At 38.0% G+C, this 19033-nt stretch carries 18 protein-coding genes; 12 read left to right on the forward strand and 6 right to left on the reverse strand.

The features are described 5' to 3' along the window. From M899_RS11105 to M899_RS11120, 4 genes are all read left to right on the forward strand, one after another. Window positions 1-1314, forward strand: coding sequence for a hypothetical protein (locus M899_RS11105; RefSeq protein ID WP_021271552.1), 1314 nt, complete (start codon window positions 1-3; stop codon window positions 1312-1314). A gap of 30 nt (window positions 1315-1344) precedes the next feature. Further along, window positions 1345-2001 (forward strand): hypothetical protein, encoded by a 657-nt coding sequence (locus M899_RS11110; RefSeq protein WP_034728941.1) that lies wholly within the window; start codon window positions 1345-1347, stop codon window positions 1999-2001. Between the two features lie 316 nt (window positions 2002-2317). After that, the gene (locus M899_RS11115) at window positions 2318-2947 is read left to right on the forward strand and encodes a thymidine kinase (protein ID WP_021271560.1); all 630 of its coding nucleotides are present in this window, start codon (window positions 2318-2320) and stop codon (window positions 2945-2947) included. A gap of 8 nt (window positions 2948-2955) precedes the next feature. Then, entirely contained in the window at window positions 2956-3771 is an 816-nt protein-coding gene (locus M899_RS11120; RefSeq protein ID WP_021271532.1) for a uracil phosphoribosyltransferase, read from the forward strand. On the opposite strand, the gene M899_RS11125 is transcribed toward M899_RS11120, so the two are convergent. Next, window positions 3760-4110 carry a hypothetical protein gene (locus M899_RS11125; protein ID WP_021271553.1) on the reverse strand — a complete coding sequence of 117 codons (351 nt, stop codon included), beginning with the start codon at window positions 4108-4110 and terminating at the stop codon, window positions 3760-3762. The two genes, M899_RS11120 and M899_RS11125, sit on opposite strands and share 12 nt — an antisense overlap. A gap of 232 nt (window positions 4111-4342) precedes the next feature. On the opposite strand from M899_RS11125, the gene M899_RS11130 reads away from it, so the two are divergent. From M899_RS11130 to M899_RS11150, 5 genes are all read left to right on the forward strand, one after another. Then, on the forward strand, window positions 4343-8326 hold the full coding sequence (locus M899_RS11130; protein ID WP_021271529.1) for a tail fiber domain-containing protein: 3984 nt from the start codon (window positions 4343-4345) through the stop codon (window positions 8324-8326). Between the two features lie 98 nt (window positions 8327-8424). After that, window positions 8425-10173 carry a YiiX/YebB-like N1pC/P60 family cysteine hydrolase gene (locus tag M899_RS11135; protein WP_034728944.1) on the forward strand — a complete coding sequence of 583 codons (1749 nt, stop codon included), beginning with the start codon at window positions 8425-8427 and terminating at the stop codon, window positions 10171-10173. 29 nt (window positions 10174-10202) lie between these two features. Further along, window positions 10203-10718: a hypoxanthine phosphoribosyltransferase gene (hpt, locus tag M899_RS11140; protein ID WP_021271548.1), complete on the forward strand. Its 516-nt coding sequence runs from the start codon at window positions 10203-10205 to the stop codon at window positions 10716-10718. After that, window positions 10711-11724 carry a GHMP family kinase ATP-binding protein gene (locus tag M899_RS11145; protein ID WP_021271513.1) on the forward strand — a complete coding sequence of 338 codons (1014 nt, stop codon included), beginning with the start codon at window positions 10711-10713 and terminating at the stop codon, window positions 11722-11724. The genes hpt and M899_RS11145 overlap by 8 nt, the downstream gene beginning before the upstream one ends. Then, window positions 11725-12672, forward strand: a complete 948-nt coding sequence (locus tag M899_RS11150) for a hypothetical protein (RefSeq protein ID WP_021271512.1) — start codon at window positions 11725-11727, stop codon at window positions 12670-12672. It begins immediately after the preceding gene. Here M899_RS11150 and M899_RS11155 read toward each other — a convergent pair. After that, window positions 12650-13099, reverse strand: a complete 450-nt coding sequence (locus M899_RS11155) for a hypothetical protein (protein WP_155897191.1) — start codon at window positions 13097-13099, stop codon at window positions 12650-12652. The two genes, M899_RS11150 and M899_RS11155, sit on opposite strands and share 23 nt — an antisense overlap. 24 nt (window positions 13100-13123) lie before the next feature. On the opposite strand from M899_RS11155, the gene M899_RS11160 reads away from it, so the two are divergent. Next, window positions 13124-14077 (forward strand): calcium/sodium antiporter, encoded by a 954-nt coding sequence (locus M899_RS11160; RefSeq protein WP_021271535.1) that lies wholly within the window; start codon window positions 13124-13126, stop codon window positions 14075-14077. Here the strand turns inward: M899_RS11160 and smpB are convergent. From smpB to tsaD, 3 genes are read right to left on the reverse strand one after another with little or no spacing between them, the layout of a single operon-like run. Further along, window positions 14074-14526 carry an SsrA-binding protein SmpB gene (smpB, locus tag M899_RS11165; protein WP_021271502.1) on the reverse strand — a complete coding sequence of 151 codons (453 nt, stop codon included), beginning with the start codon at window positions 14524-14526 and terminating at the stop codon, window positions 14074-14076. The genes M899_RS11160 and smpB overlap by 4 nt on opposite strands. 14 nt (window positions 14527-14540) lie before the next feature. Continuing rightward, the gene (gene rsmA, locus M899_RS11170; protein ID WP_021271533.1) at window positions 14541-15350 is read right to left on the reverse strand and encodes a 16S rRNA (adenine(1518)-N(6)/adenine(1519)-N(6))-dimethyltransferase RsmA; all 810 of its coding nucleotides are present in this window, start codon (window positions 15348-15350) and stop codon (window positions 14541-14543) included. After that, window positions 15347-16465 (reverse strand): tRNA (adenosine(37)-N6)-threonylcarbamoyltransferase complex transferase subunit TsaD, encoded by a 1119-nt coding sequence (gene tsaD / locus M899_RS11175; protein ID WP_021271565.1) that lies wholly within the window; start codon window positions 16463-16465, stop codon window positions 15347-15349. The genes rsmA and tsaD overlap by 4 nt, the downstream gene beginning before the upstream one ends. Window positions 16466-16532: 67 nt before the next feature. Here tsaD and M899_RS11180 point away from each other — a divergent pair, with 67 nt between their 5' ends. After that, the gene (locus M899_RS11180; protein WP_021271542.1) at window positions 16533-17366 is read left to right on the forward strand and encodes an alpha/beta hydrolase; all 834 of its coding nucleotides are present in this window, start codon (window positions 16533-16535) and stop codon (window positions 17364-17366) included. On the opposite strand, the gene M899_RS11185 is transcribed toward M899_RS11180, so the two are convergent. Further along, entirely contained in the window at window positions 17317-17670 is a 354-nt protein-coding gene (locus M899_RS11185) for a hypothetical protein (RefSeq protein ID WP_021271567.1), read from the reverse strand. The genes M899_RS11180 and M899_RS11185 overlap by 50 nt on opposite strands. A gap of 254 nt (window positions 17671-17924) precedes the next feature. On the opposite strand from M899_RS11185, the gene M899_RS11190 reads away from it, so the two are divergent. After that, window positions 17925-18956 (forward strand): sugar ABC transporter substrate-binding protein, encoded by a 1032-nt coding sequence (locus M899_RS11190; protein ID WP_021271536.1) that lies wholly within the window; start codon window positions 17925-17927, stop codon window positions 18954-18956. Window positions 18957-19033: the final 77 nt, after the last annotated feature.

Genomic DNA, 19033 nt, shown 5'->3' on the forward strand with positions numbered 1-19033 from the left:
GTGAAAAAGAATTTATCCTTACTCCTTATTTTAGTTTCTCTTTTGGCCGTCACATACTTTGTGGAGGAGAGAGGCTCGCGCCAAAAAGTAGAACAAAAACAAAAGCAAGAGAGCCTATTCAATGAAGAGTTGCTAGGGTCTCTTAAAAGTATTAGCTTCCCCGATTTTGATCTCGTACTAAAAGGGGATCAGTATTTTGTCGATGGCAATTTCCCAATTGACGATAAAAAACGCGATATGATTCTAGAGCAATTAACGAGGCTTCGCCTAAAGTCTGTAGTCCCTGTACGTGATGTCGAAAAAATTGGGCGATCATTTTTCATTGAAGAAAAGAATGCATGGGTTAAGTTCACTTTCGAAAAGGGATGGGCCCAAGTCTTTTTAGGGAAGAAATTAGATTTCTCTAAAGAGTTTTATATGGAAGTTGTCGATTCCCTAAGCAATGAAGAGAAAATCGCTATTGTCGAAGATTCTAAACCTGAAGAGGCCGTGATTGATGCGAGAGGAAATGAGAGAAGTGACTATAAGTATAGAAGGTTACAGTCCCTAATCTTTTTACCCAAAGAGTTTATGTATGATCAGAGTCTTTTTTCAAAAATTAAATTTGATTTTGAATCTTTATCGAAAGTTACTGTTAATAATGTCAAAAAACTTAGCTATGTGATTATTCCAAAAGAAAAAAGACTAACGCCTTCGATACCAAGTTCATTTACTTTCAATGAGGCTCAACTCTCTAGCTTTGTTGAAAATATTCAAAAGATGCAAGGTCAAAAAGTTTATATTAATGTAAAAGATGAAGAATTTTCTACGCATATTTGCACGATCTCTCTTTTTAAAGGCGAAGAAAAAATCGAAGTCGACTTTTATAGAATGTATAAAAATACGATTGGTAGTTTTGTTAAAATTAAAGGCAGTGATTACGCAATTGCTGTCAGTGAACAAAATGATAATTTATTCTTTACAGAGTATCAGGATTTCATCGTAAAGAGATTCCATGAATCCTTGGATTTAAATAAGAAAATTGTTCTTGAAAAAAATGGCAAAAAGGCCGAGGCTCAGAAAAATAACGAGACCAAGACTAAGTTTTCAAAATTGACCGATTATTTGACTAGAGATGCTAGTTATTTCACACCTTATTTAAAAGAAGATATGAAACAAGAGGGACTAAGCCTTCACTATGGGAATGAGAGTTACTTGTTTTATAAGAATGATCATGAATTAGTTGTGTTAAATAAGGAAAAGAAGTTAAAATTACATTACAAAATAGATGGTGAGGTTGCGCCTTCATTATCGATCAAAGATTACTTGAGGTAAATTTTGGGAACTCTTTTTTATAATTATATAATGACATTTCTTCACCCTTTTTCAGGGCACGAAAAATTGCGTGAGATACGTGAGAGTATGGCGCAAAAAGATCGCGAGAGAATCACGATCATTACGAATGAAACGATTGGTGAAGCTCCCATTAAGTTATCATTTCTTGAGGCCATGAGCGTTTCATGGGCCATTCGTATGGTTTATGCGGTCTATGCGATTTTTTCAATTCATTTAGGAGTTGTTGCTTCTAAGGCAATGATTGACAGTGAGAGTTACGGGAATATCTTCTTCAATAACTTTCCGATGAAATCACAACAAATGGTACTTCTAACTGCGCTTATGGCCGCTATTTTCTATCCTTTTAGTATGTGGGTCTACACAAAATTTTGGGGAGTGCTCATTAAGTTTTTCGCCAATCTTTTCAATATCAAAGGTAATATTGATGAAATGAGTGATGAGATTGTAAACCACTCACTTGTATCAAACTTCTTTCTTCTCATTCCTATTTTTGGAGAAGTTGCAAAACACTTTTCATCTCTTGTGTATATCTTTGCGGGACTTCGCAAGAACCTTGGTATGACTGCGCTTCAAGCTTCTGTGGTGATTTTCTCGCCGGTGTTTTTAGTCGTAGTGTTCTTGATGATCCTCCTCTTGTACGTCCTTATGATTGTCAATATGTTTTAGGGCCTATTTTAGCGACAAATATCATTTTGTCGCATGCGGCCCACGCATTTCATCAAAAACCTGTAAGACCTTTTTAGGAAAAAATCTCACCGCTATCTTTCTAAAATTATTATACTTTTATAATGACACACCAAGTGGTCTCGTTTACAGAATGGGGCCATATTGAGAAACTGTCATGAGCATTAACACGCATATTAACAGAGACATTCACAGCATTTGTTCTTCTTTTTTTCAAACACACACAATCGAGAAAAGGGAGGGGCAGGGCACATCAGAAAGGAGTTCTAAAGTGTCACCTCTAGGAGTTAGTCAATTTATGACAGGCGCAATTGAAGTAGTTTGTGGACCTATGTTCTCAGGAAAAACAGAAGAGTTGATCCGCAGAGTTCGTAGAGCACAAATTGCAAGACAGAAAATTCAAATTTTTAAACCAGGTATCGATGACCGCTATCATGAAACAGATGTCGTGAGCCATTCTTCACAAGCAGTGAAAGCGATTCCCGTAAAAGACTCAATTGAGATTCTTCAAAGACTTTATGATTCAACAAGAATCGTGGCCATTGATGAAGTTCAATTCTTTGATGATAATATTGTTAAGGTTGTAACTAAGCTTGCAAGACGTGGTATCCGTGTTATTTGCGCAGGCCTTGATCAAGACTATAGAGGACTTCCATTTGGTCCAATGGCCAACCTTCTTTGTGTTGCTGATGAAGTTGTTAAAGTTCATGCGATCTGTACTGTGTGCGGATGTCCCGCAACTAAAACTTACAGAAAGCCAAATGTTCAAAGCAAAGATCAAGTCCTTGTCGGAGAGACTGATCTTTATGAAGCTCGTTGTCGCTCTCACTTTGACTATTTTGCCGAAGAAGAAGATCTACTTGCATTTTCTGTGACTCTGTCCGATCCTAAAAACAACGACAGAAAAACAACAATCGCAGAAGTGTAGGATATATTATGACAGATAGAGGATATGTAAACTTGGAATCTCGTGCTCTAGAGATTGAGCACAAATACGGCCCCAACGTTCATATCCTCTCTCATCCCATGGCCCAAAGTTTTCTCGCAAAGCTTTCGGCCCCTGAAACACATCAACCTTCTCTTAATTATATTGTAGAAAGACTCTATGGTATTTTACTTGATACCGTTGTGAATTCTTGTTTCCCTCGTGAAGTTGTAAAGATGGACACTCGTATGAAAGAGCACCATGAAAAAGGTGTTTTTCACGGTGAAGTGATTAAGGCATCAACTCCTGTGGTGAGTGTTGATCTTGCTCGTGCTGGAATTTATCCAAGTCATCTTTGCTATCACCATTTAAATTTTATTATGGACCCAAAGGTTCTAAGACAAGATCACTTTTATATTCAAAGAAAGACTAATGCTGCTAATGAAGTTGTGGGAGTTGATCTTTCTGGATCTAAGATTGGTGGTCCCGTTAAGGATGCCATTGTCCTTTTTCCTGACCCAATGGGTGCCACAGGCGGAAGTATGTCACATGCTATTTCACACTATAAAAATAGTGTTGAAGGTGACGCTCTCAAATACATTACGATGAACTTAATCATCACACCTGAGTACATTCGCCGTATGCAAAAAGATCATCCTGATGTTCAAATCTTTGCTCTAAGATTAGACCGTGGGCTTTCAAGTGATAAAGTTTTGGCCTCGGTGCCTGGAACTTTTATTGATGAAGAGTTTGGTTTAAATGAGCACCAGTACATTGTGCCTGGTGCCGGTGGAGTAGGAGAAATTCTCAACAACTCATTTGTATAGGGGAGCACATTCAACAGATTCTGTGTGGTAAGAACCCCAGTCTTGAGTTGAATGGTCATAGCTGTCATAGTACCAAGTCGTCACAGTTACTGAATATCTTTTGTATTCAGGTGAAGTCGCTTTCAATTCTGTAGTGTATTTGTAATCTACGATTCCTTGATCAACTTGTACTCTTTGTTTTTTTGCAGAAACAACTTCCAACCAATTCATTTTTCCACATTCAGCTTCAATGGCCTTTTCGATATTGCTGTTTAGTTTTTCATTGTAATCAGAATGCATAATGGCGGCAGATGATAGCGATGAAGTAAGAGCTGTCGCAATAAGAATTAAAGTTTTCATTTTTTTCCTTTTCTGTGTTGTGTTTGTGGGGGCATAGATACAGGAGCAGAATTGAAGTGAACAATTCAGATTTGGTTAGGAATGTATTTGGAAAGGCCTATGCCTTTTAATGTCGGCGTTTTTACAGACACTTAAGTGAAAAGGTCGGTTATAAAGCATTAAAATCGCAGAAAACCTAATAAATTTTTATATAGGATTTATAATTTCCGATAGGATAACCAAGGGGTTATGCTTGTTTAGACTTCATTTTTTAATCTTTATTTCCCTCACATTTTCTGCCTGTGTCATGGACAAAGGGGCCATTAGTATTAAAAACGGTGGCGTGAGAATTTCTGGTGCAAAGACGCAAATGGATAGCGCTAGCGTTACTTCAGTTTCTATCGTCAATAATCAACTCATTATTGCTGGATCAGATTTAAAATACGCAACCAACGTAAAGATTAAAGGTTCATCTTTTTCGGAAGAGTTTTCAATTGAGTCGATTTCCAATAATCAAATAATCGCCAATGGATTGAATAATATTTCATTCAAAATTGGCCAGCTCTTTGATCTGATCATCAGTGATGCCTATGGGGCGGCAACGTTTACAATTACATTTGAATTACAAGATGGGGCCGTGAGTGCCACTAAAATTGCAGATGGTGCTGTCGGTGCGAATCATCTCTCAGATATGGGAGCTGGCACAGGACAAGTCATGCAATGGAATGGCAGCACATGGGTACCAACTGATTTATCAGGACTTGTTTATCTTGGTTCATGGGATGCCACTCAAATTGGCGTCGGCCCAGATGCAGGGCCTGCATCTGTTGCGGGTGAGTATTATGTGGTTTCAAACCCTGGAACTATCGATGTCGACGGAATCAGTTCCTGGGCCGCGGGCGATTGGGTTGTTTGGAATGGAGTTAATTGGGATAAGATTGATAACTCAACAGGAGTAACTTCATTTAATGGGAGAGTCGGTCCCGTTGTTCCAATTATTGGTGATTATAATCTTGCACAACTTGGCGATGTGGATACGACAGGTATTGGTGCAGGTAAAATTTTAAAATATGATGGATCAAAATGGGTTATATCCGATGATCTATCAAGTGGTGGTGCAGGCTCTGTTTCTTCTTCTGAAATTCAAGATGGAACAATTACTAATGCGGATATCAATGCCACTGCGGGAATTGATCAATCAAAAATTCTAGGGCTCTCTACTTCACTTGCTTCAAAACTAGATCTTGCTGGTGGTGTGATGACTGGCGCTCTGGATATGGGGACAAATAATATTGGAAATGTTGGTACTGTGAATGGTGTTGATATTTCAACTTTAAATACGCAAGTAGGAACTAACACTTCAAATATATCAACAAACGCAGGGGATATTCTCTCTTTGCAAACAAGTGTGACTACGAACTCTTCAAGTATTTCGGCAAATACCACGGCCATCGCATCTAAATTTAATTCGGCCGATATCGATACTGACATCGCGTTGAGTGCTGACAGTGATGCTAAAGTTCCATCTCAAAAGGCCATTAAAAGTTATGTAGATAGTGCCGTGACGGGTTTAGGGGCCACAGATTTTTTGAAAAAAGATGGAACAGTTGTCATGACAGGGGCCCTCGATACTTCAACTTTTGGTATAAAATTAAAAGACGGCGATACTAATTACGTCACTTTGAAAGCTAATGCGGCGATGGGGAGTGATCTCAGCTTTATTCTTCCTGCAAATAATGGAACAAGTGGATTTGTCCTTTCTACTGATGGGGCCGGAAACTTATCTTGGATTGCTCCAACAACAGGAAGCGTGACAAACGTTGCTGTTACTGCTCCTTTGCAGTCCAGTGGTGGGGCCACTCCAAACTTATCGATCACACAATCTTCTAATTCTACGAACGGATATTTATCAAGTACAGATTGGAATACTTTCAATAATAAAGTTTCTACTTCGCGTACGATTAATTCAAAACCTCTTTCTGCTGATATCACTTTAGTCACAAGTGATATTGCTGAAGGTACAAATTTATACTTCACTGATGCAAGAGCGAAGAGTGCGGCCGTTGTAAATTCCACAGCAGGAAGTGAAGCGGATCAAGCACCGAGTGTGGCGGCGATCAAAACATATGTAGATGCAGCAGATGCGAATAAAGTTGATAAGAGTACAACGGTCAATGGTAAGGCCTTGTCTTCTAATATCTCTCTGGTAACGACAGATATTGCTGAGGGGACAAATCTTTATTTTACAGATGCAAGAGCTAAGAGTGCGGCAGTTATTAATTCAACTGCAGGATCTGAAACCGATAGATCTCCTTCTGTGAGCGCAATTAAAACCTATGTGACAAACTCAATAGACGCCAACGGTAAATGGATTAAAAATGCCAGCGATATTTATTTTAATACTGGTAATGTAGGAGTTGGAACAACAACACCTGCTGCAAAATTAGAAGTTCAGGGTGCTACTGATCCAGTTGCTATTCGTCTTACAGAAACCACTGGAGATGATTCGATTTGGGAATTTAGGGCCTACAATGTTGGGCTTGGGGTTAATGATAATCAATTTTCAATCTGGGGTGGGGTTGCTTCAGGTACTTTAACTGATAGGCTTGTTATTGGTAAAACAGGAAACGTCGGTATCGGTTCTTTAAATCCGCAATATCAACTTCACGTCCAAAATAGTGCCGGGGCCTCTTCCATTGCAGTTGATTCCACGAGTGCGACAACACCTTCATATAAGTTTTTAAAAGACAGTGTGCTAAAGTGGAATATCTACACTGGAGCAACAGATTCTCTGCACTTTTATAATGGTACGGGCAATATAATGACTTTTTCTAATTTGGCCCCTGCCAATTCTCTTTTCTTGTCAGATACGGGAAAGGTGGGAATTGGAACTTCATCTCCACGTGACAAACTCACTGTATTTGATACAAGTGTCGCCACTCTTACAATCACAGGTGATAGTGATCTCGATGTTGCAAATTTAAATCTATTTGAACTTGGAACATCTGGAAGTGAAAGTGGTTTTCAATTTCAATTTAATGGAGACAATACTTCAAATGCTCTCTTACTAAACTCCTTTGTTGCTGGCGCCGGTACAACGGTTATGAAAATAAATCGTGATAATGGTTATGTCGGTATTGGTTCTGCTACGGCATCTCAAAAACTTGATATCGATAATGGTCACATTGAAACCTCATCGGGCTATGGAATAGGGTATGCTTTTGGGACGGCCAGTGAGCATACCATTTATCCATACACCACAGGAATCAATGCTATGGGTGGTTATGGGGCCACAGCTCCTTATGATAATGGTATTCTTATTAAATCGGATGAAGCAATTGCAATTGCGGAGACTGATGCCAATGAAGTTGTTGGATACTTTGACGTCAATGCCAAGAAAATGATGTGGAATGGAGGACTCGTTCTTGGGGGAACAACTACTCAGGAGCGGATCAATATCAATGACAATCTTTTCATTCATAATGGTGGAGATGATGTTTACGGCTTTCGCTATATCCCAAGTTTGGCGAAAACATCTTCAACTGTTGCCAATATCTATCCAGCAGAACTTCGTCATAGTCCAGTGAGTGGAATTTTTTCAATTGGAATTGATAGCACTCAAAGAAGTACTGGTGATACGGGAACAATCAATAAAATTTTAAATATCACTAAAGATCAACGAGTGGGAATTAATACATCTGCACCTGCGCATGCTCTTCATGTTGTTGGTACAGCTGGACTTTCAACAGGAACGGCATGGACAAATACTTCCGATATTCGCTTGAAAGATATTCAAGGGGATTATGAATACGGGCTAAAAGAAATTGAAAAACTTCATACTGTCCGCTTCAATTACAAAGAGGGTAATGCTCTGGGACTTCCGAGTGATAAAAATATTATTGGTTTTATTGCCCAAGAAGTTCAGCAGGTCATTCCAGAGGCCGTTGTTGAAAGAGAGGATGGCTATTTAGAACTAAATGTTGATCCCATTCATTGGGCCGCAATTAATGCCATTCAAGAGCTTAATCACAAGCTAAAAGAGAACACCCTAAAATTTGATATGATGAGAATTGGCATTGTTGAAGAAAACTCTAGAAAGATCGCTTCTCTGGAAGTGGAGAATGAGGCCATGAAAGCGCAGCTTCAAGCGCTCAAAGAGCAAAATCAGAATCTACAAAAGAGGCTTCAATCAATTGAAGAAAAGATGGATTTGATCCTTGAAAAATCAAACCCTTAAGTCCTGTAGAATTTTCATTTAGATCCTTTTTACTTCTTTAAAATTTGTAACCTGCTATAGAGGTTAGGCTTTTTCATTATTTATCTGGGGGGATTTTAATGAAGGCAGTACTTGTAGGGTGGTTCACCTTAATTATATCTCTTTCTACTTTGTCCCAAGAATACTTGCTGGTTCATCGCTATCCAAATATGAATGCAGGACTGTTCTTTAAACAAGACCGCTCTGTGCAAAGAGAAGAATCCGAATTATTTATTGTTGAAAATATGAAGCGCGTAATTGCCTTGAAATCTTATCGTGTCGTTTCTAAGGCCGATGATCTTTATAACTACCTTCTTGATTCAACATATTCTCATGATGTCTATAAAACGAATCTTACAAAGAAAGAAGTTTTTGATTTTACGAAGAGAATTAAAAACAGTGGCTATAATCATATTCTAACGATGCTTGAAAGAACTATTGGTCGTTCTCGTTTTCATTCGTTTGATGATTCAAAAAAAGAATTTGAAGATAATTTTAATAGATTCAAATTCTCTCCTGAAAGTCTTGAGGACCTTCTCGATTATGCCAATATTTTAGTGCCAAACAAGTACTTTTCTGAAAAATTTTTTGATGTTCATTTTTGTAAACGTTACGAATGCGCTAGCGACAAAATGGAAATTCTCGATGAGGACGTCGATTACTTAATAAACTCTCTTGTAAAAGTCTCTAATGAAATCACTAATTCAAAGCAAGATTATCTCAATCAAGGTCAAAAAGAGGCCCTTATTCATTTTGCTGAAAAGCTAATCGATTATGAGAAAACTTTTTTGGCCCTTGGAAAACCTGATCGTCTTAAGAAGATGTGGCAAAAATTCTTTGCTAATCTTCCAGATGATTACATTATTTTTAGAAATCTAGAAGAGGGCTCACTTGTTAATAATCCTTCTTATGGTTGGCTCTCAAAAGTTGTAAAAAAATATAAATCTCTTATGAAACCTGAAGATTATAAGAGGCTTTCTTCAAATATTGATTCAGACTTCGATCATTTAGGTAATGGCCTAAGTTCTGTACTTGTTAATTTCTTAGGACGTGTTTTTAAAAAGCGCGATTGGGTTCCTTCATTAAGATTGGCCACAAACTTTAGGGAGAATTATCTCTTTGAAAATGTGGACTCTGTTATCGATCAACTTCTCGCGAAAGATGGTATGAAGCCTGGGGATATTATTCTCGAAAAAGATCGCAAGGCCAATACGGATCTCCTCATTCCAGGCTACTGGGTTCATGCTTCGATTTACCTTGGTACAATTAAAGATTTCAAAAAAATGGGTGTATGGGATCATCCAAGATTCAAAGAAATGAGAAAACAAATTTTGAAATATAATAATCAGTGGCGTGAAAAGCTCGATGGTGAATATAAGAACACCAGAGACTTTGAAGATGTGCCATGGTTTTCTGAATCAGATCGTCCAGGTGTCGGAGTTCATCCTTTAAATAAATTTTTACAAACAGATGGGATGGCCGTCATTAGAGTCAATCGTGCTAAGGATAATGAGGCCTACGTTAAAAATATACTTTTCAAAAGTGCGGACTACTTAGGTCTTCCTTACGATTATACTCACAATATCAAAAATAACAGAGCGATGACTTGTTCCAAATATGTTCTAAAGGTTTTTGATGATATCACTTTCAATACATCCGATAACGGCCCATATAGAACAGTTTCTCCTGATCAAATTGGTCAGGTAGTGGAAAGTGGTCAAGCAAGTCTTGTGATGTTTATGGAAGCAGAGAATGAGGGAAAACTCATATACGCTGCAAGTCAAAAGGACGAGAACGCTTATCAAGTCTATTTAAATAACTTATACTAGTTCTATCACGAACATATAAGGAGTTTAAGATGGCCGTTGAAGTCATGATCTCTGAAGAAGAGATTAGTAAGCGTATTTCTGAACTAGGTGCAAAAATCACTAACGATTATGCAGGTGAAGAACTTGTTGTTGTCGGCGTTCTTAATGGCGCATTCATGTTTGTCGCCGATCTTATCCGTAAAATTAATGTCCCTGTGCGCTTAGAGTTTATGGCCGTTGCGTCTTATTCGGGAACTGAGTCGACAGGCGAAATCAAAGTAAATCTCGATTTAAAAGAAAGTATTCGTGGAAAAAATGTTTTAGTCGTTGAAGATATTGTTGATACAGGTTTAACAATTAAAACTCTACGTGGAATTTTACAACAAAAAGGACCTAAGTCATTACGTCTGGCCTCACTCCTTTATAAGCCTGCTCGCAATATTCACAAAGTTGAAATTGATTATCTTGCTTTTGAAATTGAAGATCGCTTTGTTATTGGATATGGATTAGACTTTGACGGTAAATATAGAGAACTACCTTATATTGGAGTTTACAGTCATGGTTAATGTTTCTGGTTCTGTTCGTGTTGATCTTTTAGGGGGGACAATTGATTTAAATCCAATCAATCTAATCCTTCCTCATGCATTTACGCTAAATCTTGCAACTTCATTGAAGGCCAAGGCCGACATAGAAAAAATAAATGACAAAAAAGTAATTATAGAAAGCCTTGATTACGGAAATTCATTCTCATATGACTTTAGTGATTTTACTGAAGAAAATTTTCGTTCGGAATTTTTTGGGCCAATGAATTTTGTCTGCCAAATTATAAATCATTTCAAGCTAACTGAAGGAATTAGACTTCGTCTGGAATCGGGATCTCCTGCTGGAGCAGGACTTGGTGGTTCATCTTCTATGGGTGTAACTCTTTACAAGGCCCTTTGCCAATTGACGAATAAAAAGTTGGATAAGCTTCAGGCCATTCAAACAGTACAAAGTATTGAAGCTCGAATTTTAAATAGTGGACCAGCAGGTTACCAAGACTATTATCCGGCCCTTCATGGGGGAGTATTGGCCCTTAAACCAGCACCGGGGGAAGTTGTTATTGAGCAGCTTTATTGCAATGAACTCAAAGACTTTCTAGAAAAACATATTACCCTTGTTTATTCCGGTCAAACGAGACTTAGTGGAATTAACAACTGGGAAGTTTACAAGGCCTTCTTCGATAAAAATGAGGCGGTAAGAAAGGGGCTAGAAGAAATAGCCGTGCTTTCTTATAAAGCATACTGTGCCATTAAAGCTAAAGACTTTGACAAGTTACCAGAACTTATTGGAAACGAAGGAAAAGTTAGAGAAAAACTCTTTTCTGGTATTGTTTCTCCAAAAATGCGCGAAGTTTTTGATATACTTATAAAAGACGTACCTGAACTTGGAATGAAAGTTTGTGGTGCTGGTGGTGGAGGGTGTTTCCTTTTGATTCACAAATCATCACATAAAGAAGTTGTTGCGAAAGCAGTTCAAGAGTGTGGCATGACTATTCTTGAATTTAATATAGATCGACCACTGGAAGATTAAATGGGCAACAAAAATGTCGTTGGAATTAGTATGAAAGGTGGCAGAAGAGATAATTTCATCTTCTGCCTCTTAGAGCATTATGTTGATAACAACCGCTGGTTTTTAAAATCTTTAATGCAAGTTAAAGATGAAGAGGGGTTGGATGGAAACGATGCTATTCGTACATGGATTGATGAGTACAATGTTCAGAAAATGGTTCTAGACTTTCCTCTCACCACTCCAGCGTGCCAACATTGCAATTTGGAATGTCCCGGTCTAAATCGTTGCCCTCAAGAATCTGTAACAAATGTAAATGGCCTTATCAATGAAATCCTTGATAAAGATGCGGCCATAAGAATTCAAAATCCAAAGGCCTATGAGAGAGAGAGAAACTTTGATGATGAAGTTCAGTTCTCAAAAGATATACTTTCTCGTGAGGCCAATCATCATATTCTTTCACGCTCGTATAAGCGACGTTTGAAAAAAGGTTTTCTTCCATATTGGAATAGACCCGTTGATCTTTGGGTTTGGAATACTTATTACGATCATCTCTTACATTTTTTCAACACAAGCTATGATTCATTTGGAAATACATCACTTATGATGCTCTCTCGCTTTGCTTATTTGAAAAGACACTTTCCGAAAAATCTTGAACTCTTTGAAGGAAATGTAAATTTAAACTTAATTGAACTTCTTAGATCTAAGACGATTTTGAAAAAAGATATTATCAATATGAGTGATTTAGATTTAGGTGTTGAGGCAAGGCTTGATATTATTAAAAAGATTGAGGCCAAGCAAAATATCTTCATTTATGACCATGATCTAGAGATATTAGTAAAAAACCCTAGGGCCTTTGATTCATTTATTCTTGCCATTAGTGGCCAGAGTTTTTATCTCGATAAAATTAAATCCCTTCCTGAATGGGCCAATCCAAAAGAGACAAAATTTATTGTTCCTTCTTTCTTATAAGCCCCCAAGCAACGAGTCCGTAGAAAAAAGTAAGAACTGCAAAATGTAAGTTTTGCAGTGGACTCGATACAAAGAGTGCAAAACAGCCCAAAGTCGCTGTCGCCGCATAAAGTTTAATATATCCGCGTGAAAATTTTCGGTTAAACCAGTGAGTTAAATAAATAATCGCATGGGCCGTCATTAATCCAGTGAACATAATAAGTAAGCTTTGTGTCATCAATTGATAAACTTCGCTCTCAAGATCGCGTGGGATATTCATTTGCCCTTGGGCCTCAAGTACCTTGTAAACGTAGTTCATATACTTTGCGAAATATTTACTCTTTTGGCCCCAAATCCAATATAGAACGGTGAAATCGCCAAAAAAACAGGTGAGGATAGTTAGTATTTTGAACTTTTTTTCTGTAATATTGTCGTAAAAGTTATTCATATAAAAAATTATGGGACACTAAATATGTTACTTCAAGCTGTTTTACTGGTTTTCTCAATCGTACTTCTTTATTACGGGGCCGAGTTTGTATTACATGCGGCCGAAAAAATTGGTCTGTATTTAGGTCTTTCTCCACTTGTTATTGGTCTGTTGATTGTAGGTTTTGGAACTTCACTTCCAGAGTTCTTCGTATCTCAACTGGCAAGCTACAGGGGAGAAAGTGGAATTGCTCTGGGGAATATTGTAGGTTCAAATATTGCGAACCTCTTTTTAATTTTAGGTGTGTCGGGAACGATGACAACTCTTCATATTCTCAGAAGAGATATTAAGGCCCAATTTGTTCTTCACCTTATTTTAACTGTTCTTCTTTCCATTACATTAATGCAAGACTCACTTAAGTGGTGGTCTGTTCTTATGCTTGGAAGCTTTTTTGCTTTTTACATGTGGCATACGTTCAAAGAGATGTCTAAACAAAAGAACCTCGCAAGAATTGAAAAGCAACTCGAAGAAGAAATTCATGAAGATATTCACAATGTTCATATTGCTCCAACTGATTGGGTTAAATTGATCATTGGTTTCGTTCTACTTTTTGCGGGTGGAGAGCTTCTTGTAAAATCGGGAAGTGAACTAGGCCGACTTGCTGGGATATCAACATATGTTATCTCTGCTGTTTTTGTGGCCTTTGGGACTTCGTTTCCAGAATTCATCACAGCAATTCTTGCTTGTGTGAAGAAAAAAGATACGGACATTATTACGGGAAATATCATTGGTTCAAATATTTTTAATGTGGCCTTTGTATTAACAAGTTTAGGTTTCTACAACGTACCTATAGAAAAATCTTTTGCCCCAGAGATTATCGTACTTTTATTTGCTTCAATATTCCTACTTGGACTGACTTTTATCCGCAAGAATTTTGCACTTCCTGCAGGAGTGATCTTTCTTCTGACTTATGCAGGTATTGTTTATAGCTGGGTTTAGTCGTCGTAGCTACCACGGCGAAGTTTGCGTTCAACGTCTTTCTTCGCCTGATCTTCTCTCTTATCATGAAGTTTTTTACCCTTAGCAAGAGCAATTTCAAGCTTCACATTTGAATCTTTGAAGTAGATCATCGTTGGCACAATTGTTAATCTTTCCGCTTGGGCCTTATGGGCCATGTGAACGATTTCTTTTGAATTCAGAAGAAGTTTTCTTCTTCTGTTTTCTTGATGGTTATTGATATTTCCAAAATCATAAGGTGCGATCAAAATATTATTGGCCCAAACCTCGCCACCATTATCAATACTAATGTGCGCTTCATTAATTGAAACTTTTCCAAGGCGTAAGCTTTTAACTTCTGTTCCCACAAGAACAAGACCCGCCTCAAATTTTTCAATGAGTTGATAGTCAAAAGAGGCACGTTTATTTTTAGCAATAATTTTGATTCCCATGCTTTTATTTTATCCTATTTTAATTCTTTATAAAGGGCCTGGATTTTATCTAGTCCCAAGGCCTCGGCCCTAACAGTCTTATCAATACCTAGATTGATAAATGCTTGTTCAACCTTATCACTTGCAAAGCTCGCCTTTAGAACTTTTCCAAGTTGCTTTCTCTTGTGAAGAAAAACTGCTCTTAGATATTTTTCATACTTTCTAAATTCACTTAGAGGTATTTCAGGATTATCTTTTCTTGAAAGTGAAATAACTGCAGAGTCTACTTTCGGTGGCGGTTGAAAGGCCCCTGGAGGAACTTTACATAGAAGTTTCACATCAAAATAATTTTGAGTCAGGGCCATAAGTGAGCCCATGGCCTTTCCTTCTCTTGTCATAAAAGGGATTACTTTATCAGCAACTTCTTTTTGGAACATCAGAGTCATATACTTGATTTTTTCACACTGAATGAAATTAATCATTAGGGGAACACCAACATTGTAGGGAAGATTTGAGACGAGCCAAATCTTCTTATCGTCCATATCTCTCGTGCTAATAAACTCATCGAGATTAACTGTCAGCGCATCTTGTAGCAAAATATTTTCTGCCGGCATAAACTCACGAAGAAGCTCAGGGAATCTTTCGTCTTTTTCAATTACGTAAAAAGGCTTTCCGTGACCATGAAGGTTGCGAGTAAGAATACCTGGTCCTGGTCCAACTTCAATGATGGCCTCGGCCTCATTCACAAGATCATTACAAATCTGATTGATGACTTTATCATCTCTAAGAAAGTGTTGACCTAGGTCTTTATTTGCAAATGGCAGCTTACTGTTAACGTTGTTCACGCATTCCCCTTGGCATTTTTCTTTTGTCTTGCGATGGCAAGTTTTTCTTCTTTGGAAAGATATCTTCCCTTGGCATCGAGAGTGAGACACTCTGGAAAAGAAATGGCCATATTACTTGTTCTAAAAGCAAGGTTTGCAATCATGGCACCGTTGTCAGTACAAAACTGCGGGTGCACAAAAAAGACATCGCGAAAACTTTCAGTGAGAACTTTTCTTAAATAACTATTGCAAGCAACACCACCACCAACAACTATAGGTGTTTCAGTGTGGCCAAGCTCTTCTTTCACATAGCGAATGGCATATTTTAACTTTAATTTTAGAGCACTCACAATTGCGTGCTGATAAGAAGCACAAACATCGCTAATACCAACTGGTAGTGTCGAGTGAGTAAGTCCTTCGCAGTTATAGTTAGGATTGTTCTCAACAAATTGGCGCAAAGAAGTTTTGACACCTGAGTAGCTTAAATTAGCATCGGCACTATTTTGTAAACCAATAGGGAAGCTATACTTTTTTGGATCCCCAGTTTGCGAAAGATCATCAATGATTTTTCCCGCAGGATAACCAAGACCTAAAATCTTTCCACCTTTATCAAAGGCCTCACCGGCGGCATCATCTAGTGTTGTTCCGATCATTTCAAATTCATCAGGACCTTTCACAAGCATGTACATACTGTGACCACCACTGACAAGAACACCTATATAAGGATATTTAATCGTTCTAGTGAGGTGAATGGCCTCAAGGTGTGCAAAGAGGTGGTTCACTGGTCGAATAGGAATTCGATTTAAAAGTGAAAGCGACTTGGCAGCATTTAATCCCGTAAGCAGAGGTCCTAAAAGACCTGGGTGAGTGGTAACACCAATAAGGTCGATATCTTTGGCCTCAATCTTGGCCTCGTAAAGAGCGCGCTCAAGAAGAGGGACAATTTTAGCTAAATGATTTCGTGCAGCAATTTCTGGTACCACACCGCCCCACTTTTCGAGAAGAAGCTCTTGTGAAAATGAATGGTGTGCAAGGAGGGTTGGCGGCGAGTTCAGATCATCGTCATAGCCTTTAATTACAGCTATGGATGTGTCGTCACAACTCGTCTCAATACCCAAAACAATCTTTGTAGTCATAATCTGCAAATCCTAGCATAATTAAAGAGGTTTATAAAATGTGTCGTACGATTTCTTTGGAAAAGTTATGAAAAATCTACTCTTTTTGCTGCTCACTTTGAGCTTCGTGGGTTGTTCAAACCTTCTTTATCATCCCGATGATATTGTTTACTCCACTCCTAAACAATTTAACCTTGATTATAAAGATCTCTATTTCAATTCCAAAGACGGCACAAAGCTTCACGCATGGCTTTTAGAAACGAAGGCCAAAAAGAAAAAAGGCCTTGTGGTTTTCTTTCACGGCAATGCCCAAAACCTCTCTTCCCATTATTTATCGTTGGCCTGGATGGTGAACAAAGATTACGACCTTCTTATTTTTGATTATAGAGGTTATGGGAAGAGTGAAGGTGAACCCAATCCAAAAGATGTTAATGATGATGCCATCAGTGCTCTTGAGTACGGAAAATCTCTCTTTGATAAGGGGAAATATCCGCGCTTTATCGTCTATGCGCAAAGTCTTGGCGGCGTCATTGCTCTTAGAGGTTTAAAAGATTTCTCTGCACGCTCGCGTGTGGATTTACTTGTTCTTGATTCAACTTTTTCATCTTACCAAGAAATTGCTAGAGATCGCGTCTCCCAAGTTTGGTTTTTATGGCCTATTCAACATCTCACATATTTACTAATGAGCGATGAGTATGCTTCGTATGATTACATCGAACAATTTGATAGACCAGCACTTGTCATTCATTCAAAAGATGATCAGGTGATTCCGCTAAAATTCGGAGAAGAGATTTATCAAAAACTAAAAGTGAAAAAAGATATGTGGGTGCTTGAAGGTGTTCCTCATATTGGAACTTATCATGGTAACGCTTTTAAGGAGAGGGAGAGACTTCTGAATTATCTTGAGAAACTCTCGCAATAATCACAACTAAAACATCTCTGTCAGAGAGTTCTTCAAATGAGTGGAAGATGCAACGAACTTCCATTATTGTGCTCATGAGTTCATAGCTCATATCAATTTTCTCACCATTTTTCGTAATGAGAAGATAGGCTTTGGCCTCCATAAGAAAATTTCTGCGCGCCTCTTCATTTGAGCCTGAATAAGACCAAGTTTCAGTGAAACTTTTCTGTTCAAAAACCTTATCAAAGGGCGTGTTTGTAGTCGCAAAACATGGTCCTGCTACAAGAAAAGTGAATAAAACTGCCAATGATACGATGTGTCTCATTTTTTTGTGCTCCAAAAAGAAAACCTGACGATACTAGCAGTGTTTGCGGTGCTTTCGAATACATAAATATTTCCAAAGAAATATTTACAAAGGTCTCTAATCTTTTGAAATGTTAAGGGATTTTCACAATCTTAATTTTCTCTTGGGCCTTTAAATCTTTTATGTTTTCATATGAAAGTCTAAGTTTAACCTAAATTTTTAATTTAGGTGTTGCGTAGGGTCATATGGCCTTACAATGGATTGAGGTGTTTTCAATGAAATGTATTGTCGTTCTCTCACTTTTAATATTCTCAAGCTTATCTTTTGCCAAAAATTTCAAAGTGGCCGCACTCTATTGGTCGATGAATATCGAAGGCCAAGTGGCCATGAGAAAAGGGATTGAGTCTGAGGTTGAAAAAATCAACAAATCTTTAAAAGATTCAGATAAGAAAATTGAACTTACTGGCTTTGTGGCCGGTGATGGAAGTGCAGGAATTGAAAACCAAATCAAGCAAATGACTGAAGTTGTAGAAAGTGGCGCATACGATCTTATCATCGTTCAGCCCACTAATAATGCGGCCCTCGTGAAGCCGCTTTTGATGGCCAACAAAAAGAAAATACCAGTTGTGGCTTATGACCAATATATTGTTGAAGGCGATATTGCTTCTTATGTGACATCGAATAACTATCAAGCAGGATATTTAAATGGCGAGTACATCGCTTCTCTATATCCGGCCGATAAGCAGATCAATCTTATCTTGGTAGAGTATCCACAAGTTTCTTCAACAGTAGAAAGAGTGGATGGTTTTTTAGATGCTCTAAGAAAAGAAAAACAAAAACACAGAGTGATTGGATCATATCTTGCTGTTGAACCGGTTGGTGGCAAGGCAGCTGCCCTTAAAATGCTAGAGGATTTTCCAACAAAAGGCTCTATTGATGTGATTTTCACAATCAATGATGGAGGAGGGCTTGCAGTTGTAGAAGAGCTTCACAAAGCAGGCAGAACAGAAATTAAAGTTGCCACCATTGATGGTGATCCAGCTTCAGTTGAAAATATTAAAAACTCAAAGTTAACAGTCATTGATTCGGCCCAATTTTGTGCAGAACTTGGAAGAGAGAGTGTTAAGGTCGGATATCGAATTTTAAAAGGTGAGAAAGTGGCCAAGAAAGTTCTAGTGCCAACTTTCCCAATAACCAAAGAGACTCTTCAGGTTTATCCCGGTTGGCTAGGAAATGTGCCAAATAGCTTTGAAAAACCTTGGAAAAAAGGAAATTTCTGGAATAATAAATACAAGGAATCAAACTAAGTAAAATGCCAGAAAAAAGAAAAGTTTCAAGCGATTCGCTTACCAACATTAATCTAAAGATTGGGATAAGTTTTTTT

The sequence above is a fragment of the Bacteriovorax sp. BSW11_IV genome (assembly GCF_000447755.1).
In the GTDB taxonomy this organism is placed as follows: Bacteria; Bdellovibrionota; Bacteriovoracia; order Bacteriovoracales; family Bacteriovoracaceae; genus BSW11-IV.

Bases quoted from the DNA above. Each gene is read 5' to 3' on its own strand.
- M899_RS11135 (WP_034728944.1), top strand. From the start codon at position 8,425: ATGAAGGCAGTACTTGTAGGGTGGTTCACCTTAATTATATCTCTTTCT.
- M899_RS11150 (WP_021271512.1), top strand. From the start codon at position 11,725: ATGGGCAACAAAAATGTCGTTGGAATTAGTATGAAAGGTGGCAGAAGA.
- M899_RS11185 (WP_021271567.1), bottom strand. From the start codon at position 17,670: ATGAGACACATCGTATCATTGGCAGTTTTATTCACTTTTCTTGTAGCA.
- M899_RS11190 (WP_021271536.1), top strand. From the start codon at position 17,925: ATGAAATGTATTGTCGTTCTCTCACTTTTAATATTCTCAAGCTTATCT.
- smpB (WP_021271502.1), bottom strand. From the start codon at position 14,526: ATGGGAATCAAAATTATTGCTAAAAATAAACGTGCCTCTTTTGACTAT.
- M899_RS11110 (WP_034728941.1), top strand. From the start codon at position 1,345: ATGACATTTCTTCACCCTTTTTCAGGGCACGAAAAATTGCGTGAGATA.
- M899_RS11125 (WP_021271553.1), bottom strand. From the start codon at position 4,110: ATGAAAACTTTAATTCTTATTGCGACAGCTCTTACTTCATCGCTATCA.
- M899_RS11120 (WP_021271532.1), top strand. From the start codon at position 2,956: ATGACAGATAGAGGATATGTAAACTTGGAATCTCGTGCTCTAGAGATT.
- M899_RS11160 (WP_021271535.1), top strand. From the start codon at position 13,124: ATGTTACTTCAAGCTGTTTTACTGGTTTTCTCAATCGTACTTCTTTAT.
- M899_RS11155 (WP_155897191.1), bottom strand. From the start codon at position 13,099: ATGAATAACTTTTACGACAATATTACAGAAAAAAAGTTCAAAATACTA.
- M899_RS11145 (WP_021271513.1), top strand. From the start codon at position 10,711: ATGGTTAATGTTTCTGGTTCTGTTCGTGTTGATCTTTTAGGGGGGACA.
- M899_RS11115 (WP_021271560.1), top strand. From the start codon at position 2,318: ATGACAGGCGCAATTGAAGTAGTTTGTGGACCTATGTTCTCAGGAAAA.
- tsaD (WP_021271565.1), bottom strand. From the start codon at position 16,465: ATGACTACAAAGATTGTTTTGGGTATTGAGACGAGTTGTGACGACACA.
- M899_RS11180 (WP_021271542.1), top strand. From the start codon at position 16,533: ATGAAAAATCTACTCTTTTTGCTGCTCACTTTGAGCTTCGTGGGTTGT.
- hpt (WP_021271548.1), top strand. From the start codon at position 10,203: ATGGCCGTTGAAGTCATGATCTCTGAAGAAGAGATTAGTAAGCGTATT.